This window comes from Labilibaculum euxinicum, from assembly GCF_963678175.1.
In the GTDB taxonomy this organism is placed as follows: domain Bacteria; phylum Bacteroidota; class Bacteroidia; order Bacteroidales; family Marinifilaceae; genus Labilibaculum; species Labilibaculum euxinus.
Window position 1 is genome coordinate 4241080 of record NZ_OY782756.1, and the last position, 18001, is coordinate 4259080.

Annotated in this window: 9 protein-coding genes; all 9 read right to left on the bottom strand. The window is 38.6% G+C overall.

Going from position 1 to position 18001, the window contains the following annotated elements; all coding sequences use genetic code 11:
- Nucleotides 1-99: 99 nt before the first annotated feature.
- The 9 genes from ACY0M5_RS17005 to ACY0M5_RS17045 all read right to left on the bottom strand — a co-directional run bounded on the left by ACY0M5_RS17005 (nucleotide 100) and on the right by ACY0M5_RS17045 (nucleotide 17961).
- Nucleotides 100-1470, bottom strand: a complete 1371-nt coding sequence (locus ACY0M5_RS17005) for a glycoside hydrolase family 43 protein (protein WP_461629975.1) — start codon at nucleotides 1468-1470, stop codon at nucleotides 100-102.
- A gap of 25 nt (nucleotides 1471-1495) precedes the next feature.
- Nucleotides 1496-2890: a family 43 glycosylhydrolase gene (locus tag ACY0M5_RS17010; protein ID WP_461629976.1), complete on the bottom strand. Its 1395-nt coding sequence runs from the start codon at nucleotides 2888-2890 to the stop codon at nucleotides 1496-1498.
- Between the two features lie 19 nt (nucleotides 2891-2909).
- Nucleotides 2910-4952, bottom strand: coding sequence for an NPCBM/NEW2 domain-containing protein (locus tag ACY0M5_RS17015; protein ID WP_461629977.1), 2043 nt, complete (start codon nucleotides 4950-4952; stop codon nucleotides 2910-2912).
- Nucleotides 4953-4976: 24 nt separating this feature from the next.
- Entirely contained in the window at nucleotides 4977-7457 is a 2481-nt protein-coding gene (locus tag ACY0M5_RS17020; RefSeq protein ID WP_461629978.1) for a glycoside hydrolase family 31 protein, read from the bottom strand.
- Nucleotides 7458-7517: 60 nt separating this feature from the next.
- Nucleotides 7518-9917 (bottom strand): glycoside hydrolase family 5 protein, encoded by a 2400-nt coding sequence (locus ACY0M5_RS17025; RefSeq protein WP_461629979.1) that lies wholly within the window; start codon nucleotides 9915-9917, stop codon nucleotides 7518-7520.
- 464 nt (nucleotides 9918-10381) lie between these two features.
- The gene (locus tag ACY0M5_RS17030) at nucleotides 10382-11941 is read right to left on the bottom strand and encodes a carboxylesterase/lipase family protein (RefSeq protein WP_461629980.1); all 1560 of its coding nucleotides are present in this window, start codon (nucleotides 11939-11941) and stop codon (nucleotides 10382-10384) included.
- Between the two features lie 15 nt (nucleotides 11942-11956).
- A complete protein-coding gene (locus ACY0M5_RS17035) occupies nucleotides 11957-13081 on the bottom strand; it encodes an alpha/beta hydrolase-fold protein (protein ID WP_461629981.1) in 1125 nt (374 codons plus the stop codon).
- A gap of 135 nt (nucleotides 13082-13216) precedes the next feature.
- A complete protein-coding gene (gene xyl3A, locus ACY0M5_RS17040; protein ID WP_461629982.1) occupies nucleotides 13217-15838 on the bottom strand; it encodes a xylan 1,4-beta-xylosidase in 2622 nt (873 codons plus the stop codon).
- A gap of 200 nt (nucleotides 15839-16038) precedes the next feature.
- A complete protein-coding gene (locus tag ACY0M5_RS17045; RefSeq protein ID WP_461629983.1) occupies nucleotides 16039-17961 on the bottom strand; it encodes a glycoside hydrolase family 97 protein in 1923 nt (640 codons plus the stop codon).
- Between the last annotated feature and the right edge of the window lie 40 nt (nucleotides 17962-18001).

An 18001-nucleotide genomic window follows, 5' to 3' on the forward strand; every position in this document is an offset into this window, starting at 1 on the left:
CAAATTTTAGTTCTATTTCCAACCACAACAGGCCATTTATGTAAGACACCATTTTTATATAGCTGATCTACAACCCTATCAGCATTAAAAAAAATGCGATTACTTACTAAACTTCCAATAATCAAAATTGAACAGTTCGCCATTATTACCCACAAACACGAAATACAAATCGTGAATGCCCTTAACCTTATTTACTTTGGTAGTGAAGGTTTTCCACACATCTGCCCCACCTGTATTGGTAATTTCACAAACACCAACCAATGCGCCATCTTTAGCATCTACACGAATCTCAATTTTTCCATCGGTTACAGAAGTAGCTGTTGCTTCGAACTTCTTTGCGCCTTTGACAAAATCAACACTTCGTATTTTTAGATAATCGCCATTATTAATTTTAGTAACATACACGCCATTACTTCCCGATTCTGTTTTCACCCCTTCGGACCATGCGATTGTTTCGGCTTCGGTTCTTTTATATGGATTCAAATTTTCCAGGCTTGTTTTTATGCCTTCTTCTGTAGGAATAATGGACGGAATAGTTCCATCGGCATTATACTCAAACTGTTCCAGACAGGTAGAACGCCTAAATCCGCCTCCATTAGGCAAAGCTTCGTTATGGTAGAAAAAATAAGAATTTCCTTTATAATCAATAATACCGGTATGGTTGGTAAAAGATAGTTTTGGATAACGTTCCATAATTAATCCTTGATATTTCCATGGTCCTGTTGGCGATGTTGATGTTGAATATCCAATAGATTCAGGCACTCCATTAGCAGCATAAATTAAGTAATAGAGGTTGTTGCGTTTGTAAAACCATGGGCCTTCAACATACTTTGTACACGGGGTACCATCTTTTCTTACACTTTTACCAAACGACTCGGGCACCATATCAACAGCAACAATACCGTTTTTACCAATACTCTTGTCATACGAAATCATATCTTCGTTTAGCTTAACATACCAAACACTAGGATTACCCCAATACATCCAGGCCTGGCCATCGTCATCAATAAATACAGTAGGATCGATATCTTTCCATAAATCCTCACTATCAACAAATTGTTTACCCAATGGTTCTTTAAATGGCCCGTATGGAGAGTCGGCAACTAATACACTGATTCCGGCACCATGAATAGGTACATAAAGGTAGTATTTTCCGTTTCGCTCAATACACTGAACAGCCCATGCTCCATTTTTCTTGTTTACCCAGGCAACATCCTTTTCTAACGAAGCCACAGCACCATGATCGGTCCAGTTTACCATATCTGTTGTTGAATAGCAACGCCAGTCGTACATGGTAAAGAAATTGTCCACCGTATTATCTTCATCATGTGATGTATAAAGATAAACGGTATCATTACAAACCATTGGTGCCGGGTCGGCAGTAAAATAGGTTTGAACAATAGGGTTTTGTGCTGTTACTGTACTGAATATTAATACAAATGAAAATATTAATAAGATTTGCACTCTCATAATTATTGTTTTAAATGTGAACTTATTATTTATCATCAAACTTCCACCAATCAAAGTTAAACAGATCCTTTTCCCCTTTAAAAACGAAATACAAATCGTGAACTCCTTTGATATTTTTCACAGGGGCTGTGGCTGTTTTATAGATATCTCCTTCAGCCGAAGCTGTAATATCTACCAGACCCAAAACAGATCCATCAATTTTATCGGAATGAATTTCGATTTTACCGCCATACAATGCAGCCAAACACACTTGAACAGATGAAATTCCTTTGGAAAAATCAACTCCTTGCACCTTTATATAGTCACCATTATGGATTGAAGTAACTATCATGCGTTCGGCTATCTTCTTACCCCTGTTCCAGGAAACATTTCGTTCCCACTCAATAACCTTTTTCGTATTAAGCCCCTCACTAAAAGCCATGGTTTCGGCCTCATTTTTAATGTATGGATTTAACGCACCGATTTGAGTATTTTTGGTTTCATCCCACCAAGGTAGTTTTATTATTGCACCATCCTTATCGTAGACAATTTTGGTAACACAAATCGAACGGCGTTCGTAATGCTTCGACATTGTTTGTGTCAATATGTCATAATTGAAGCCAAAAACATAAGATTTTCCTTTATAATCGATTATTCCGGGATGGTTGCCACTTGAGCGCTGATCGCCTTCCATAATCATACCTTTAAATGCCCAAGGGCCAGTGGGGCTATTGCTCATAGCATAACCAATACCTTCGGGGCAACAGGTTGATGCATAAGCCATATAATATTTTCCGTTACGTTTCCAAGCCCATGGCCCCTCCTGATAATGGAAAGCGTCTTTTTCGCCTTTCACTTTTACAAAATCGGCCATTCTTGTAGGTTCGCCTTCAACAGAAATCATATCTTCGTTCAACTTAACATACCACAACTCCGGATTTCCCCAGTATAGGTAAGCCTGATCATCATCATCAATAAAAACAGAAGGATCAATATCCTGAGGCCCGTTTTTAATCAAGGCTTTTTCAATAGGATCGGTAAATGGCCCATATGGACTATTGGCAACCAACACGCCAATTCCAATACCGCTTGGCATGGGGCAATATAAATAAAACTGACCGTTTCGTTCAATACATTGCGGTGCCCATGCTCCATTGTCATATGGCACCCATTTAAAATCCTTTAACGAAGCAACAACACCATGGTCTGTCCAGTTAACCATATCTGTTGAAGTATACAGCAACCAATCCTGCATTTTAAAACCGAAAGCATCATCTTCATCGTGCGATGTATAAAGAAAAACGGTATCGTTGTAAACCAATGGTGCAGGATCTGCCGTGTATTTAGTCTGAATAATCGGATTTTGTGCATTTCCTGCACCAACTAATGCAACCAGAACTGCAACCAGACAGCCTTTTAGGTTTAGAAATTTACCTGACATATTTTATTGTCGTATTTAATTATTTACTAGAACTAAATTTATATAGTAATACGCCATGTGCAGGGACTTTAATAGCCAGCTTTTCGGAATTAGCATCTACCTCTGCAATATCTTTCTGGCGCCAAAGATCGCGCACGTTAACTTTTCCTGTAATGCCTAATTGTTCAAAATCGTTGTACTGAGCATCTACTATCTCTGTTCCGAAGTTGCAGAAACCAACTGCACGGCTGCCATCTTCGAGTTCTTTTACATAAATTCTTAAATCGCCGATGGTTTGTACACAAGTAGCTTGCTTGCCAAGCGGGTCCTGGTTTACATCAATTACCTCATCATTGGTCAACAGGTTAAGGGTAAAATCATCTAGTTTCTCCATGTCGCATCCAATTAAAAGAGGTGCAGCAAAAAGACTCCACAAACTAATATGCAAATATTGTTCGTCGGGTTTAAGCTTGCTAGGGTGTGTATTGCCCCACCCTACCTGTCCAACAACCAGCATATCGGGGTCGTTCCAATTGCCAGGTTTAGCATAAGGAGCCGACTTTTCGTGGTCGAGAGCAATACTTTTCACACTCACCCAGGTATCGGTAATATCGTTGGTGGTACGCCAGCAATTGCCGCCAACCGAACCGCCCCATTTCCATACATCGGACATACCGTATTGGCACACACTGAAAACAATATCACGCGGTTGCTTGCGAAGGTAATCCCCCATCAATTTAAAAGGCTTCATGGCTGTTTCCAACTCACTACCACCATTGTACGAAAGCGATGACACTTTATAAGGGTCATTATCGGGCAGGCCATCAATAACGTTTCCATAGCTGCACCAATCGTATTTTAAGTAATCAAAACCCCACTGAGTATAAGTTTCAGCATCCAACTCCTCGTAGCCAAAACTACCGGCACAGCCACCACACGACCATGGACCGGGGCTGGAATACAACCCAATTTTCAAACCAAGGCCATGTACATAATCAGCAAGGCCTTTCATATCTTCAAATCGTTTATTGGTTACAATATTTCCAGCTTCGTCACGCATTTCTCCTTGCAGCGCAGGATCTTTAGAGTCACGGTTGTTTTCCCAGAAATCGTCGATATTGATATATGTCCATCCATGATTAATCAGCCCACTTTTTACCATAGCATCGGCGGCACGTTTCACTTTATCGGACGACACCTCTTGAGCAAAACAGTTCCAGCTGTTCCATCCCATTGGAGGTGTTAAGGCAATTTGGTCGCCACAAACAATACGTAGCTTTCGCTCTGCTTTACCTTTAGCATTTTTTGCCGACAATGTAACTTCATAAGTCCCTTTTATAAAGAGCTTTCCTGTAATGATGCCCGTTTGATGATTCAGTTTCAAACCCTTTGGTAATTTTTGGGCTGAAAATGTCATTGGCCTATCACCGGTTGCAGTTACTAAGAATTGAAATGGCGAATCAGGGCGTACGCCATAAACCTTTGCACCTGTTATTTTTGGTGATGCTAATGGTTTTGGTGTTAAAATATAAGGTTCGCTTGCTATTGGATTATAGGTTTTAAATGTATGAACTCCGGTGGTTTCGAATTTAGCATCGGCCCAATTAGCATGGTCGTAGTAATTGCCATTACCGCCATCGGCCACTACCAGTTCAACTTTCTTTACGCCGGTTAATGCAACTGAACACACTTTAGCAGAATCACCTATATGCATCACACCACTTGCCCAAAGTTTATTTCCATCGCCATAAACTTCAAATTCAACAGCAGGTTCATGACCTTTCATCTCATCATCAAGCCCTACTTTTGCGGTAAACTCACTTGCATTTCCTTCCGTTAAAACAAATAAAGAACTAACGGCATGGGTAGCAAATCCCCGTTTAAAGGTTTGCCCTGCAATACTCATCGTATTGCCATCTAAAGATTTATTTTTCATCGGTACGCCATATCCTTGGGTTGCCGTACTCAGGTCTAGTTCATCAAGCCATACTGTTTGGGCTGATAGATTTTGCATTCCACACAGACCGGCTAATAATACCAATCCAATAATACCTGCCAATGTGATATTCTTAATCGCATTCATAAGTCACTATATTTTATATACCTATTAAAATTTAACCAACACTTTCTTTCCGTTGTACTTCACCACTTTATCAAACAACATAACAACCTCATCGCCTGCCACTTTACCTTTGTCCACTTTAACAATGCCAAAAGTGCGCTCTTTAAGCATTCCCGGGAAATTTCCTTCGCGGTCATTGATAGTCAAAACTTTTTCAGCATCGTTCCAATTAAAAGTGATGGTTGAATACATGCCTTTCTCATAGTTGTAATTGTCGTTTTCATCTTCGTACAGGGTGAATTCGCCATTGGCACCTTCATAAATACGAATTTCAAGCTTATCCCATTTCTTTTCTGTTGCATACTTCACTTTTGGCCCGAATGGAAGAATGCTGCCAGCTTTTATATATAATGGAATTTTATCTATGGTAGTTGTAACGGTAATATTCTGTCCTCCTAAGTATTTTTCGTTTGTCCAGAAGTCGTACCACTCTTCCCCAGCGGGCAAATAAACATTTTTAGATTTAGGTTTACGGAAATTAGTTTCTGTATTGCTTTTAGTATCTTCCTTCTCTGCTTTATCCCAACCAGTATCCGCATCAATTTTCAATACTTTTTCCGGGGTATATTGCGCACTATCAATAGGAGCCACTAATATCGACTTGCCAAACATATACTCATTTCTCAAATCTTTTACATTCTCATCATTAAAATCCATTACTAAAGCCCGCATAAAACTTGACTGGTTTTTAGTAACGTCCCATGCAGTACCATAAATGTATGGAAGGAGAGAGTAACGCAATTTAATAGCTTTTTCAATGGCATCGTAAATTGGTTCTCCCTCTTTACCAAACTGATAGATTTCTCTGGGAACATCTGTTCCATGAGAACGCATCATAGGTGTAAATGCTCCAAACTGCAACCAACGAACATATAGTTCCTGATATAAAGGATTTTTTGAACCGGAGCCATCATTCCAATTTTTATTATAGGCTCCTGCAAAGAAACCTCCAATATCGCTGTTCCAGTATGGAATACCACAAAGAGAAAAGTTCAAACCTGCCGGAATTTGATTTCTCAAAGATTCCCAAGACGAACTAACATCACCCGACCATGTATTAGCTCCATAGCGCTGTTGTCCGGCAAAAGCCGAACGGGTTAAAATAAACACGCGCTTATCAGAAGAAACTTCGCGCTGATGTTCATAAACCCCGCCAACAGTCATTAACGGATATGCATTACGAACTTTTCTAAATGAGCCCAAATAAGTTTTATTATCCATATCCTGTGCTCTGAAATCAAGATGATCAGGTTCTGTGGAGTCCATCCACCAACCGTCCATCCCCAACTTAAAGATACCTTGGTTTAAATATTTCCAGTATATATCGCGGGCTTCAGGATTATATGGATCATAAGGTTTAACTCCGGATGGATAATCTTTGTTGGGAGGCCAACTGGTCAGCCCGGATTGAGGCCAGGTTCCAATATTGAGCAACATTCCCTTTGGATTCATTTCACGATAAGGTTTAGTCATAGGGCCAAAGGAAGACCAAATGGAAATAATTATGTGTGCATTCAAGTCATGAATATCATTCACCATTTTTTGCGGCTTTGCAAAATCAGGATTAAGGAACTCCATGGCATTCCACAGGTAATTATTTCCCCAATATTGCCAATCCTGTATAATACCATCGAGTGGCACGCCCAATTCCCGGTATTTTTTAACGACTCCAACTATCTCGTTCTGACTCTTATAACGTTCTTTGCTCTGCCAATAACCAAAAGTCCATAAAGGAAACATTGGCACTTGCCCGGTTAGGTTACGCATACAAGCAATTACACCATCGGAGTTGCCACCATACATAAAGTAGTAGTCGATACCATCGCCAACTTCTGAACTAAAACTGGTTGACTCACTATTATCCTTAAAGGTGGTAGGAGAGTAATTATCCCAATATACCCCATATCCTTTCTCAGACAAGAAGAAAGGCACGTAATCTTCGGTGTTGTTTTGCACCATTCTTACTTCTTGATTACGTTGCGACATTTTTCCCCGCTGAAGAATTCCCAAGCCATAAATTGCCTCGTTTTCATCCAGAACATATGACTGTGAGACACTATAAGTTGTATCTCCGGCATCAATAAAATCAGTAAATTTACCTCCATATGCTTTTTCGTTCAGCAAAGGTTCTCCTGATATTGTTTTAAATGCCACTTGCCCATTCTTTAAATTTAATGCAACACTAATTTTCTTACTCTTCAAGGTAATTTCCTTGCCCATTTCTTGGATATCAAAAATCTCTTCCTGAGGCTGCATAATCACAGAGAGGCTCTTTTTTTCAAACTCGTCACCCTCCGGAAATTTTAATATCCGAACTGTTGATGGTCCATAAAATTGAATTTCTATTTCAGTAGAATTTATTACTGTTTTAATACCCAGATCTGTATGTTTATATGATTGACCTTTACTGGTATTGTATAACGAAAAGACCAGTAAGAGCAATATATACATATGCTTTAATTTCATAATAAAAATATTTTTAATAATCATGCAATTCTTCAAGTTTACCTTTATTTAAAGGTATTTTCAATATTCCATTTTTAAAACTTTAGTTGCAACCACAGTTCCATCTGAATAAAATTCTTTAACTATAAAAATTCCTCTCCGATTATCTAAATCAGTTATTTTTTGTCCTAATAAAGTAAAATATGCAGTTGACGTAACCACAGCGCTAGAACTTGGAATATTATAAATCCCATTCGTTTTTTCTACTTGTCCGAGTAGAGCAATAGTTTTACCAAATGCTCCTGCCGAAGAAAGCTCAATATCCCCACTATACATATTGTCTGTTAAACCGGAAACTAACCTTACATATATAGTAACCAATGAGACTTCACCCTTATTCGGACCAAGCGATATCATTTGAGAATATCCTTGTGTCTCTTCAAGTGATATTTCATAATTGGCAGAAGATGTAATGACAATATCATTCGTCAATTTATTACCGGAAACTATAATTTGCTGTATAGTAGATGGTCCTGTATCAATTCCATAATAAAAATCATTAAGCTCTGTAATATTATTTGAGTTAATATCCTGAATATTAATAGATGGTGGATCATATTCGCTGGAATTAGATAGGAATACAGTATCAATTACAAAAGGATTACTGCCATTAGACCAAAAGCCTGCAATATAAATATGTTTCGAATTAAGAGGTGTACTATCATTCTTCTTTGCATGTTCCAGCATTACAACCACTTCTTTTTCATTACCGAACTGATACGAAGCAGGTGATCCCCAATAACTACTACCATCATAAATATTGAATGATATATCGGCAGTATTATTTCCACTTAATCGAGCGATGATATATTTATAACCAGTTAAATCAATTCCTTCATATTGCCAACCTCCAAAACCATATAATCCGGTTTTCAGCGTATTGGTAACTCCATCAAAAGAGCCATTTTCCCAGATATCAGGATTAAATAAATTATTTGTTAACGGAAAAGTGGTTGAAGTAATACTTAATGTCACTTGTTTTTGTGCACCTAAAGGTCCTGTGTAAGCAATATCAATAGTTGCTTCTCCATCCTTAAGTGAGTAAATTCTTCCATTAGAAATTTCAACGACCGATGGATTGTCAATAGTGTACTCAGCAAGAGATCCTACATTTTCGATGTGTCCATCAGCAAAAACAGCCTTTATTTTTAAACCTACAGAGCTACCTGTTAAAAGTGTTAATTTCTCCCCACTTTCAACAACCAGATCCGATAACGTTAAATAGTCATCTGCAGCACCTTCAAAACTATATTCCTTTGCATATTCTTGATACCAATGATAAACCGGCCATGGACAAGCCTCCGGGTCATTTAGAAAGACATAATTCTCACCTTCAGCAGGAGCAATTCCTGTAAAATCATCCAACAGGTCAGGACTTGTAAAAAGGAGCCAACTTACATTGCCGCAACTGTCAACAATCTTCTTCAAATTTGCACCGAAACCATCTCCACCAGCAATACCGGTAATATCTTTACCCCAGGATGCATTGTATTTTTCCGGCGCCCAATCCATCTCTGTTACCATAATAGGTGCCATATCAGCTATTGGCTGAACCTGATTATTCCATCCATTTTGGAAAGGTTCATAGCCTTGACCACTGTTAAACCACCCTGGATAAACATGCACTGCATAACCAATATTATCGCCTTCAATGGGATTAGCTGCATACCCGGCATACAATGACTGATATCCTAATCCCGGTATCCAAAGTATGTTATTTGCACTCTCCCTTACAGCATCAACAATTGCCTGAAAATAGATTTTAAGCTTATCGAAATGACCTTGCGTACCTGCGCCATATGTTCCATCGGATCCAAGTATATCAACTGGTTCATTAGCTAATTCAAACATAATATTAGGATTGTTTTTTAATTTGGGATGTTGAGCAACATATCCCCAAACCTGAATAAGATATTGCTGATATGCATCGCCGATAGCTATCTCTTCGGGACAAACTCCCGGAGGACGCATTACAACGTACAATCCCTTTGAGATTGCATATTCGGCCATGGGGATAAAAACCTGATCGAGATATGTTTTAAACCGATTAAAGTCAAAGGCAGATATATCGTTTTCACCATTAACCTGCACACCCGGAGTATTGGACCAATAAGGATCCATATGCAATCGGATAAAATTCATTTCCCAACCGGCCTGCAATATACCGTCAATTAAGCCTTGGTTATAAGTCAAACATGCAGCCACATCAAAGTTGGTCCATTTTGAATTCTGTTCGTTAAACCAAGGAGAGTATGTTTGAGCAAAACCGTGCAAATTTACAATATGACCAGAAACATCTTTTAAATATCTCCCCTCCACATGCAACTGAGGCATTGGCATTTCTTCCCATGCAAATGTGATATTTACATGGAAAATAACTGCTAATACCAAACACAATTTTAAAATTACTGTCTTCATCATGACTATTTTTTTTGTGTGACTTTTAATAATATTGCTTATTAATTACAATTGTACAAACGTTATCAGGCAATCTATCTTCCACCTTTTCCCTTTGGATTTGCGATCTTATTTTCAGTCCACAAAAAGAGAATAGTGTTGCGAACCAAATTTTTGATCGCAACACAGCCTCATTTAGTTAAAAAAATTTATTGCAGGCAACAAACCTTTTTTCCTGTTAAATATTTAATTGTTAAAACTTCATTATACCGATCAGTGTTACTCATACAAATTGTAGAAAAATGTCTATTAACAGATAAACTACAGAACTAATCGACCAAACCTTATGAGTAGATTCTACAAATTTCCGATCTCAACCTACTCATCATTGAAATAATATTTTATTTAAATTATTCCCTGCGTCATAAAAAATAACCTTGGTAAATAAAAATTTTAAACACTTAAAAAATCCAATAATACTATTATCCTTATTTTGCCCAATCCTTCCCATTAGGTGTCCTGCGCCACTCAAAATATGCATCAAGTACTTTCAATGCTGATTCACTTGGCACAGCACCTACATGAGGTTTCTGTTGTAAATACATTACCTCTGGAGTTTCATCGCTAAATGCATTCCATTCAGGAACTCCTTCGCCATTAGGATGACCATATTTTGCAAAATTTGTCCAATAAATACCCATTGCTTCTGATATTTCCAGATCTGATTTTGAAGCATTTTTGGGATCTAAATGCTGAAATACATAAGCTACATCTTGCCCGTGAGGAGAACCATGACCATACATAGGCGAATCTTCTGGAAAGTCTGGATGCTGATCGAAATAGTAATAGTAAACTTTTGATTTGCCTGTTTGAGATTGAAGCCTTGCCCAGCTCCAGGTTTGCCAACCAAAAGCAGCATCACGCATTAAATCGCGAGCTGTTTTGGGAACATTGTTTTCACCAACTGGATAAGCATTAATTAAAGCATCTGCAAATTCGCCATAGCGTCCTTTTACTCCACTAATATATTGCTCAGGTGTTTTTTCCCAGGAAAAACTAGCTCCTTCATCTGAGTTATAACCGATTAATACAGGTACATCATTGTATTTCCCTTCCTCATAAAGTTTATGTTGGTCGTCAGGAATCACAAATCCATCAACAATTGGCCAGCCACCGGGCATAGTCCACCCCTGTGGGATAAACTTTTCAGCAGGCATTTCACGTAACTCAGCAATAGATGAAGCTCCATGATTTTTTACATATTCAATACCATCAGCTTCAGCCTGTTTAAGGGTTTTCATATTTTCACCAGGATAAGTAGTTGGGCGTGTTGGCCCAAATGATCCACCACTCTGCGAGATAGCCCCAGAAAAAAGTCCTTTTGCCAATGGTGAAGCACACAGCATACTAACCGAGATAGCTCCTGCCGACTCGCCAAAAATGGTCACCTTATCAGGATCTCCTCCAAATTTGGCAATGTTTTTTTGTATCCATTGTAATCCTGCTATCTGATCTAACAACCCATAATTACCTGACACTTTGTCCAGACTTTCGGCACTAAGTTCAGGGTGAGCTAAAAAGCCTAACTGCCCAACACGGTAAGCCACACTAACCAAAACAACCCCCTTTTTGGCTAACATTTCGCCATCGGAAACAGGATCTGACGTAGATCCAAAACTAAAGCCTCCACCATAGATCCAAACCAGTACCGGAACTTTTTCATCCGGTGTTTTTGCCGGAGTCCAAACATTAAGGTATAAGCAATCTTCACTTTTTCCAGCAACCGGGTTTCCTCCTTGCATAGGGGCAGGTGCAAATTCGATGGCTTGCTTAATACCATCCCACTTTTCTGCTTGTTGAGGAGCCTTCCAACGCAATTCTCCAACCGGAGGCTTTGCAAAAGGAATTCCTTTAAAAATGGTTAAACCTTCGGAAACCGTTCCTTGTAAAATTCCCTCGTCAACCTTAACCTGCCCGGGTTCTAAGGATGTACAAGAAGCAACTGCTGCTAGAATAAATAAACTAGCTAATATTCTAATATTTCTCATCTGGTTATATTTTTCTTATTTAAATAATTTTGGTGCAAGCTCTTTCAAACTACGGCGCCAAGTCAAAAATTCGTGACCTGTGTTCTCCGAAACATATGAAACGGCATTAAAACCGGCCTCCTTTAAACTCTTAACAGAACTATTTACACGTTCAGGATTTTCACGGCTACCACAACTTTCGAAAATCAATTTCACTGTTGATTTGTCTTTTATATCTTCAGGAGCATAAACCCCACCACTTAATAGTGCATAATATGAAAAAACTGCTGGTTTATTTAATGTAATCAACTTGGTTTCAAAACCTCCCATTGACAAACCGGCCATTGCTCTATTTTCTGCGCCATTTAACGTTCGAAAATTAACATCGATGTACGGAATTAATTCATCTACCAAAACGGTTTGAAACGGGGTAATGTCAAAACTTTTTAACCCTCCTATTTTAGTTTCATTGGTCATGCCGTAAGTCATTACAATAATGAAAGGTTTTGACTTTCCTTCGGCTATAAGATTGTCCATAATCAGATTAGCATGCCCTTGATTTGTCCAGGCTGTTTCATCCTCACCCCAACCATGTTGAAGGTATAAAACAGGATATTTTTCTGTAAGGTTTTTACCATACCCCGGAGGTGTATATACAAAAGCCCTTCGAACTGTATTTGTACTTTTAGATGAAAACAATATTTGCTGAACATTGCCGTGTGGCACATCTTTTAATGCAAAGAAATCGCGGTCGTGTGCAGGTATTTCAATACCACTCTCCCAACGGAGCGAACCAAAGTAATTCATCGCCCCCGGGTCGTTAAAAATACCGCCATCGATGGTTAAATGATAGTAATGAAATCCTTCGTCCATTGGACCTTCTGTAGTGCCCATCCAAGAACCATCTTCCATTTTTTCCAATTTTGTGCCCCCCCGGCCACCAAGTCCAAGGCTAACGCGCACGCTACCTGCTTCAGGAACATCAACACGAAAACGAGCGTATCCTTGTGAATTAACTTGAGGATATTCTTTGCCCGGCTGATTTAATTCAGAGGGTTTAAAATCTTCAATTATCTTTGATGGCGGTGTTTGTGCCACACACATTCCTCCTGCAAAAGTAAATAAGAGGGCTAGTTTCAAGAAATGCTTCTTTTTCATCATGATTTGTTTTTTGGGTTGAAAGAAAAGTTAAAAAAACAGTCTCCTGCTGATATATTTCTGATTTTATAAACAAACTCTACGAAGATTAAAGAATCCTCGTAGAGAAGATGCCACACATATCACACTAATAATAAATTAGTTAATGGTAATTTTTACCATTTTTAAATTTTTTGCATCAGAGCTATTGCCATAGAAAACTTCGTACTCGCCAGGTGTAACAGCCATTTTACGTTGCTCCCAATCATAAAACTCAAATGAATCAGAAGCTAAATCTATCACTGCCTTTGCAGAACTTCCTGCTTTCACCTCTACTCTTTTGAAACCTTTTAATGTTTTTAAAGGACCATCAATATCATTCACTTTCCGCACATATACCTGAACAATTTCAGTTCCATCCATACTACCTGAATTCTTAACAGTCAAGGTTATCTGAGTGCTTTCACAAGTATTAATACTTGATTTACTTAAACTTGCTGCACCAATTTCAAAATTTGTATAACTTAAGCCAAATCCAAACGGAAAAAGAACATCTGTTGTATATCGATAGGTACGACCTTTCATGGAATAATCTTCAAAATCGCCTAATTTTTCAGAGTTTTTGTAAAATGAAATCGGCAATTTACCGGAAGGATTATAATCGCCAAACAGAACATCAGCAATAGCTTGTCCTCCCGATTCGCCGGCATACCAAGCCTGAAGAATAGCATCACACGTCTCGGTTTCGGGAGTTAAAGCAATAGCCGAACCGGAACAGTTAACGAAAATCACTTTTTTACCGGCCTCTTTCAATGCCTTTAAACAGTTACGCTGAACAGATGGTAATTCAATATTGGTACGGTCGCCGCCTTTAAAACCCGGATAAGAAACCGGCATTTCTTCGCCTTCCAGTTCGCCGGAAAGTCCTCCTGCAAATACTACCACATCTATGCCTTTTAGCTTTTTAATTAAGGAGGTATAATCTACATCAACTTCTTTTCCGAAATTCAGTTCAATATTGGCCTGCCAATCGTTCATTTGAGCATATCGTATTTCAATTTTATACTTTTTACCTGCTTCTACTTTAATAGACATCTTTGAGGAGAGCAAGCGCCAGTTATTGTATTTTCGAATAGTATCGCCATTTACCAACAATTCAAAAGCTCCTGAGGCACCTCCTTTAAAAACAAGATCTTCGGTTTTTTTTGCCACAAATTCGGTTTCATATAAAGCTGAAAAACCCTCAAGTTTTACACCTGATGCAAATTCGTGCTGGCCGGCAGTTGTTAATTTAATTGGATTGGTAATTTGCGTAGTTGCAACAACAGCACCTTCTCTTTCACTATTATTCCAATAGGTAGCTTTAAACCCGGGCTTGCCTTCAAAAGCACATTGCCCTATATAACTTTGGGTAACTTTATCCTCAACTAAATCACAACCTTTATCGTAAAAAAAGGTATTATCGGCCAATTTGGTTTTTATACCATTAAGAATAGAAATAGTTCGTACCGGTGTACCATTATAATTTCCCCATAACATGGGTTCATTGCTGGCGTTGGGTCCTATAACGGCAATCTTATTCTCTTTTTTGGATAATGGAAGAATATGGTTGTTATTTTGAAGCAAAGTCAGTGACTGGCGAGCCATATCAAGTGCCAACTGTCTGTGTTTTTCATTATTCAAAATTGAAGGAGGAATTTGTGCCCAAGGTACTATTGAATCATCATCAAAATCACCAAGATCAAAACGCCCAATTAAAACACGCATTAAGCTTTTATCTATATCTTCTTCTTTTATCAACCCCTTTTCAACAGCTTTTGGTAATGTCTTATAAGGATAATTATTCCAAACACATTCTACATCGGTTCCAGAAAGAACAGCTTTTGAGGCGGCATGAACAGCATCGGAGGATACTTTATGTGAGGTGAAAAAATCAGTAACTGCCCCACAATCAGAAACGACTAAATACTTATACCCCCACTCTTCGCGAAGAATACGTTGCAAAAGCCTTGTGCTGCCACAACAAGGCTCATCGTCTAAACGCTGATAAGCGCACATCACCTGGCGTACATCACCTTCTTGTACCAAAGCCTTAAATGCCGGAAGGTAGGTTTCATATAATTCCCGGGGATCCACGTCGTTAAGATTCAATTCATGACGACTCCATTCCGGGCCGGAATGTACTGCATAATGCTTTGCACAAGCCAACAACTTACGATATTTAGCATCGGCAGGCCCTTGCAAACCCTTTACTACCGCAACGCCCATTCGTGAAGTTAAATACGGATCCTCTCCATAGGTCTCCTGTCCGCGCCCCCAGCGAGGGTCTCTAAAAATATTTACATTCGGTGTCCAAACTGAAAGACTTAGGAAACGTTTGTTTTCATTACCCATATTAATCCACTCATGGTATTTGGCACGTGCTTCATCTGACACAGCATTATAAATATTATATAACAATTCATCATTAAATGAAGCTGCCATACCAATAGGTTCGGGAAATACGGTTACATTACCATTATTGGCATATCCATGTAAAGCTTCGCTCCACCAGTTAAATTTCTTAATATCCAGCCGTGGTACAGCGTCTGACTGATCGCACATTAATGTTGCCTTTTCTTCAAGGGTAAGCCTTAAAATTAAATCTTTAGCGCGCTCCCGGGAACTTAATTCCGGGTTTTGAAAAGGATATTTCTGCCCCCAAACAGCAAGAGTCAAAAGAATATTTAAGACAATTAAAAATCCCCTTTTAAACACGGTAGAATCGATTTGTATTTTCATTTGTTTAAAAATTATCAAAACCACGATAACCTTTGCAATTTATAATCATGCACCTTTGTGCCCAATTATTTGCTCCGGCCATGTTGGTTACATCTGTTTATATTTTATTCTTTAAAGTCAGATGAAACTCGCAAAAGATCATCATCCCCTTGTTTTGGGAAGTTTTATTAATGGCTCGTTTCATTTTATAGATTTATTCGTTAATTCATTGGTTTTAGACTAGCAACAAAACCGCCCCTTGGTAAAGATTTTACAAGAATAATACTTGATTTATCAACCACCATATATTTGGTTTTCAACTCTGTATCAAAACTTCCATCGGCAATTAAAATCAGCTTATATTTCATTCCATCAGGCAAAAAACCAAATTCAACGTTTTGTGTATTTTTTTTATCTTCGGAATAAAGCCCGCCTATGTACCATTGATTCCCTTTTCTTCGAGCCATAACAATGCTTTTTCCAGGATAGCCATTGAGTAGCCTGGTATCATCCCAACTATTTGGCACCTCTTTTAAAAAGTTCTTAACTGCATCCGGCTGATTATAGTATCCCTCGGGACGATCGGCCAGATGTTGAATTCCCGACTCAAACACAACACTCAATGCCAGTTCATGCCCATAAGAGGTAGTATGTGGATACTGAGAATTAGTAAAAGTAACCGGTGTATAGTCCATACTTCCAACAACATTTCGGGTAAAAGGCAATATGGAATTATGTTTTGGTGCAGTAGTCGTAAATTCCGGCCCATTATTATACCATTCAGCCCCACGCACACCTTCGTATGTCATCAAATTAGGATAAGTACGTGCCCAACCTCGCGGTACTAAACAGCCATGAAAATAGACCATTATCTCAAATTGAGCTGCATCCTCCAAAATATCCAGATAATAGTTTATCATATTTTGTTTTTCGCTCTCGAAAAAATCAACTTTCACCCCAACTACGCCCAACTTCTTTAACTTGGCAAACTCTTCCATGCGGTTTTCATGAGTCAACATCCTGTCTTTTGGTGTAGCGCCAACCCATGTATGTTCGCCACCCGAGTTGTACCACATCAATGGCTTAACACCTATAGAATGAATGTATTTTAAAGCATCTTCCAATTGCCCGCCGTTACCCATGGCATCCCATTCCCAATCGAGTAAAGTGTATGGCCAATTAAAAGCAGCAGCCAAATCGGCAAATTTGCAAACTGTTTTAAAGTCTTTTGTGCCATGATTATCGGACCAATAATTCCACGAAGCAACACCCGGCTTAATCCACTCCGTATCTTTAATGACAGATGGTGTTGACACATCGTTTACCAAAGTAGATTCAACTATATCGGAAAGGCTACCCATAATAATGACCCTCCAAGGAGATTGCCAAGGCAGTGTTACTGTTGGCTGTGTTTCACCGGTACCTCTACCATTCCACTGATCGGGAAAGGTTATTTTATAACTATTTTTATCACCATAGTTCGTGAGTTTTGAGCCACAGTAATTTCGGTTAACATCGGCTTCATGAATTAAAAACCAACACTTTTTATCGGCTGTATTAAAAAGTGCCGGATAACACCAATCCTTTTGAATATTACCATCTACCATTTCAGAGTAGAGCCCCTCATTTGCAGGATTATATTTTTCGAGCCATCTTTTTGTACTATCAGGAATAAAATAAGCTGTTAACTCATCTTTTACCAAGTATGTCCCATTTTTTTCAGGAAATTCGTACCGAAAAGCAATCCCATCATTATAAGCCCTAATAATTAGATTTAATTTTGCCTTCCCGGGATTTTGAAATGAAACAGTTATTTCGTTAGCAGAATTTGTGCATTTAGAACGCTTGCCAAGTAGAGTTGAATAGTTATCGGTTATTAATCGGGCTTTTCCTGTTTTAAGAAATTGTAAATCCCTACTAAAATTCTGGTCACTACGCACCAATCCAAGATTTATTTTGGGAATAATCTGTGTTGATCCATTACTATCATAATTTACCTGTAAAAACCATGTATCTGACACAAACTCATTTGGAGCATTCACCACAACATTTATTTGTTTGTTTGGTGAGGTTACGGATGCAACTTGAGATAATATTGCAGTACTCCACACACATAATAATATTGAAATAAAAAAGAATTTCATTTTTATGCCTATTAATTTTACCTGACTCATTCAACTAAGA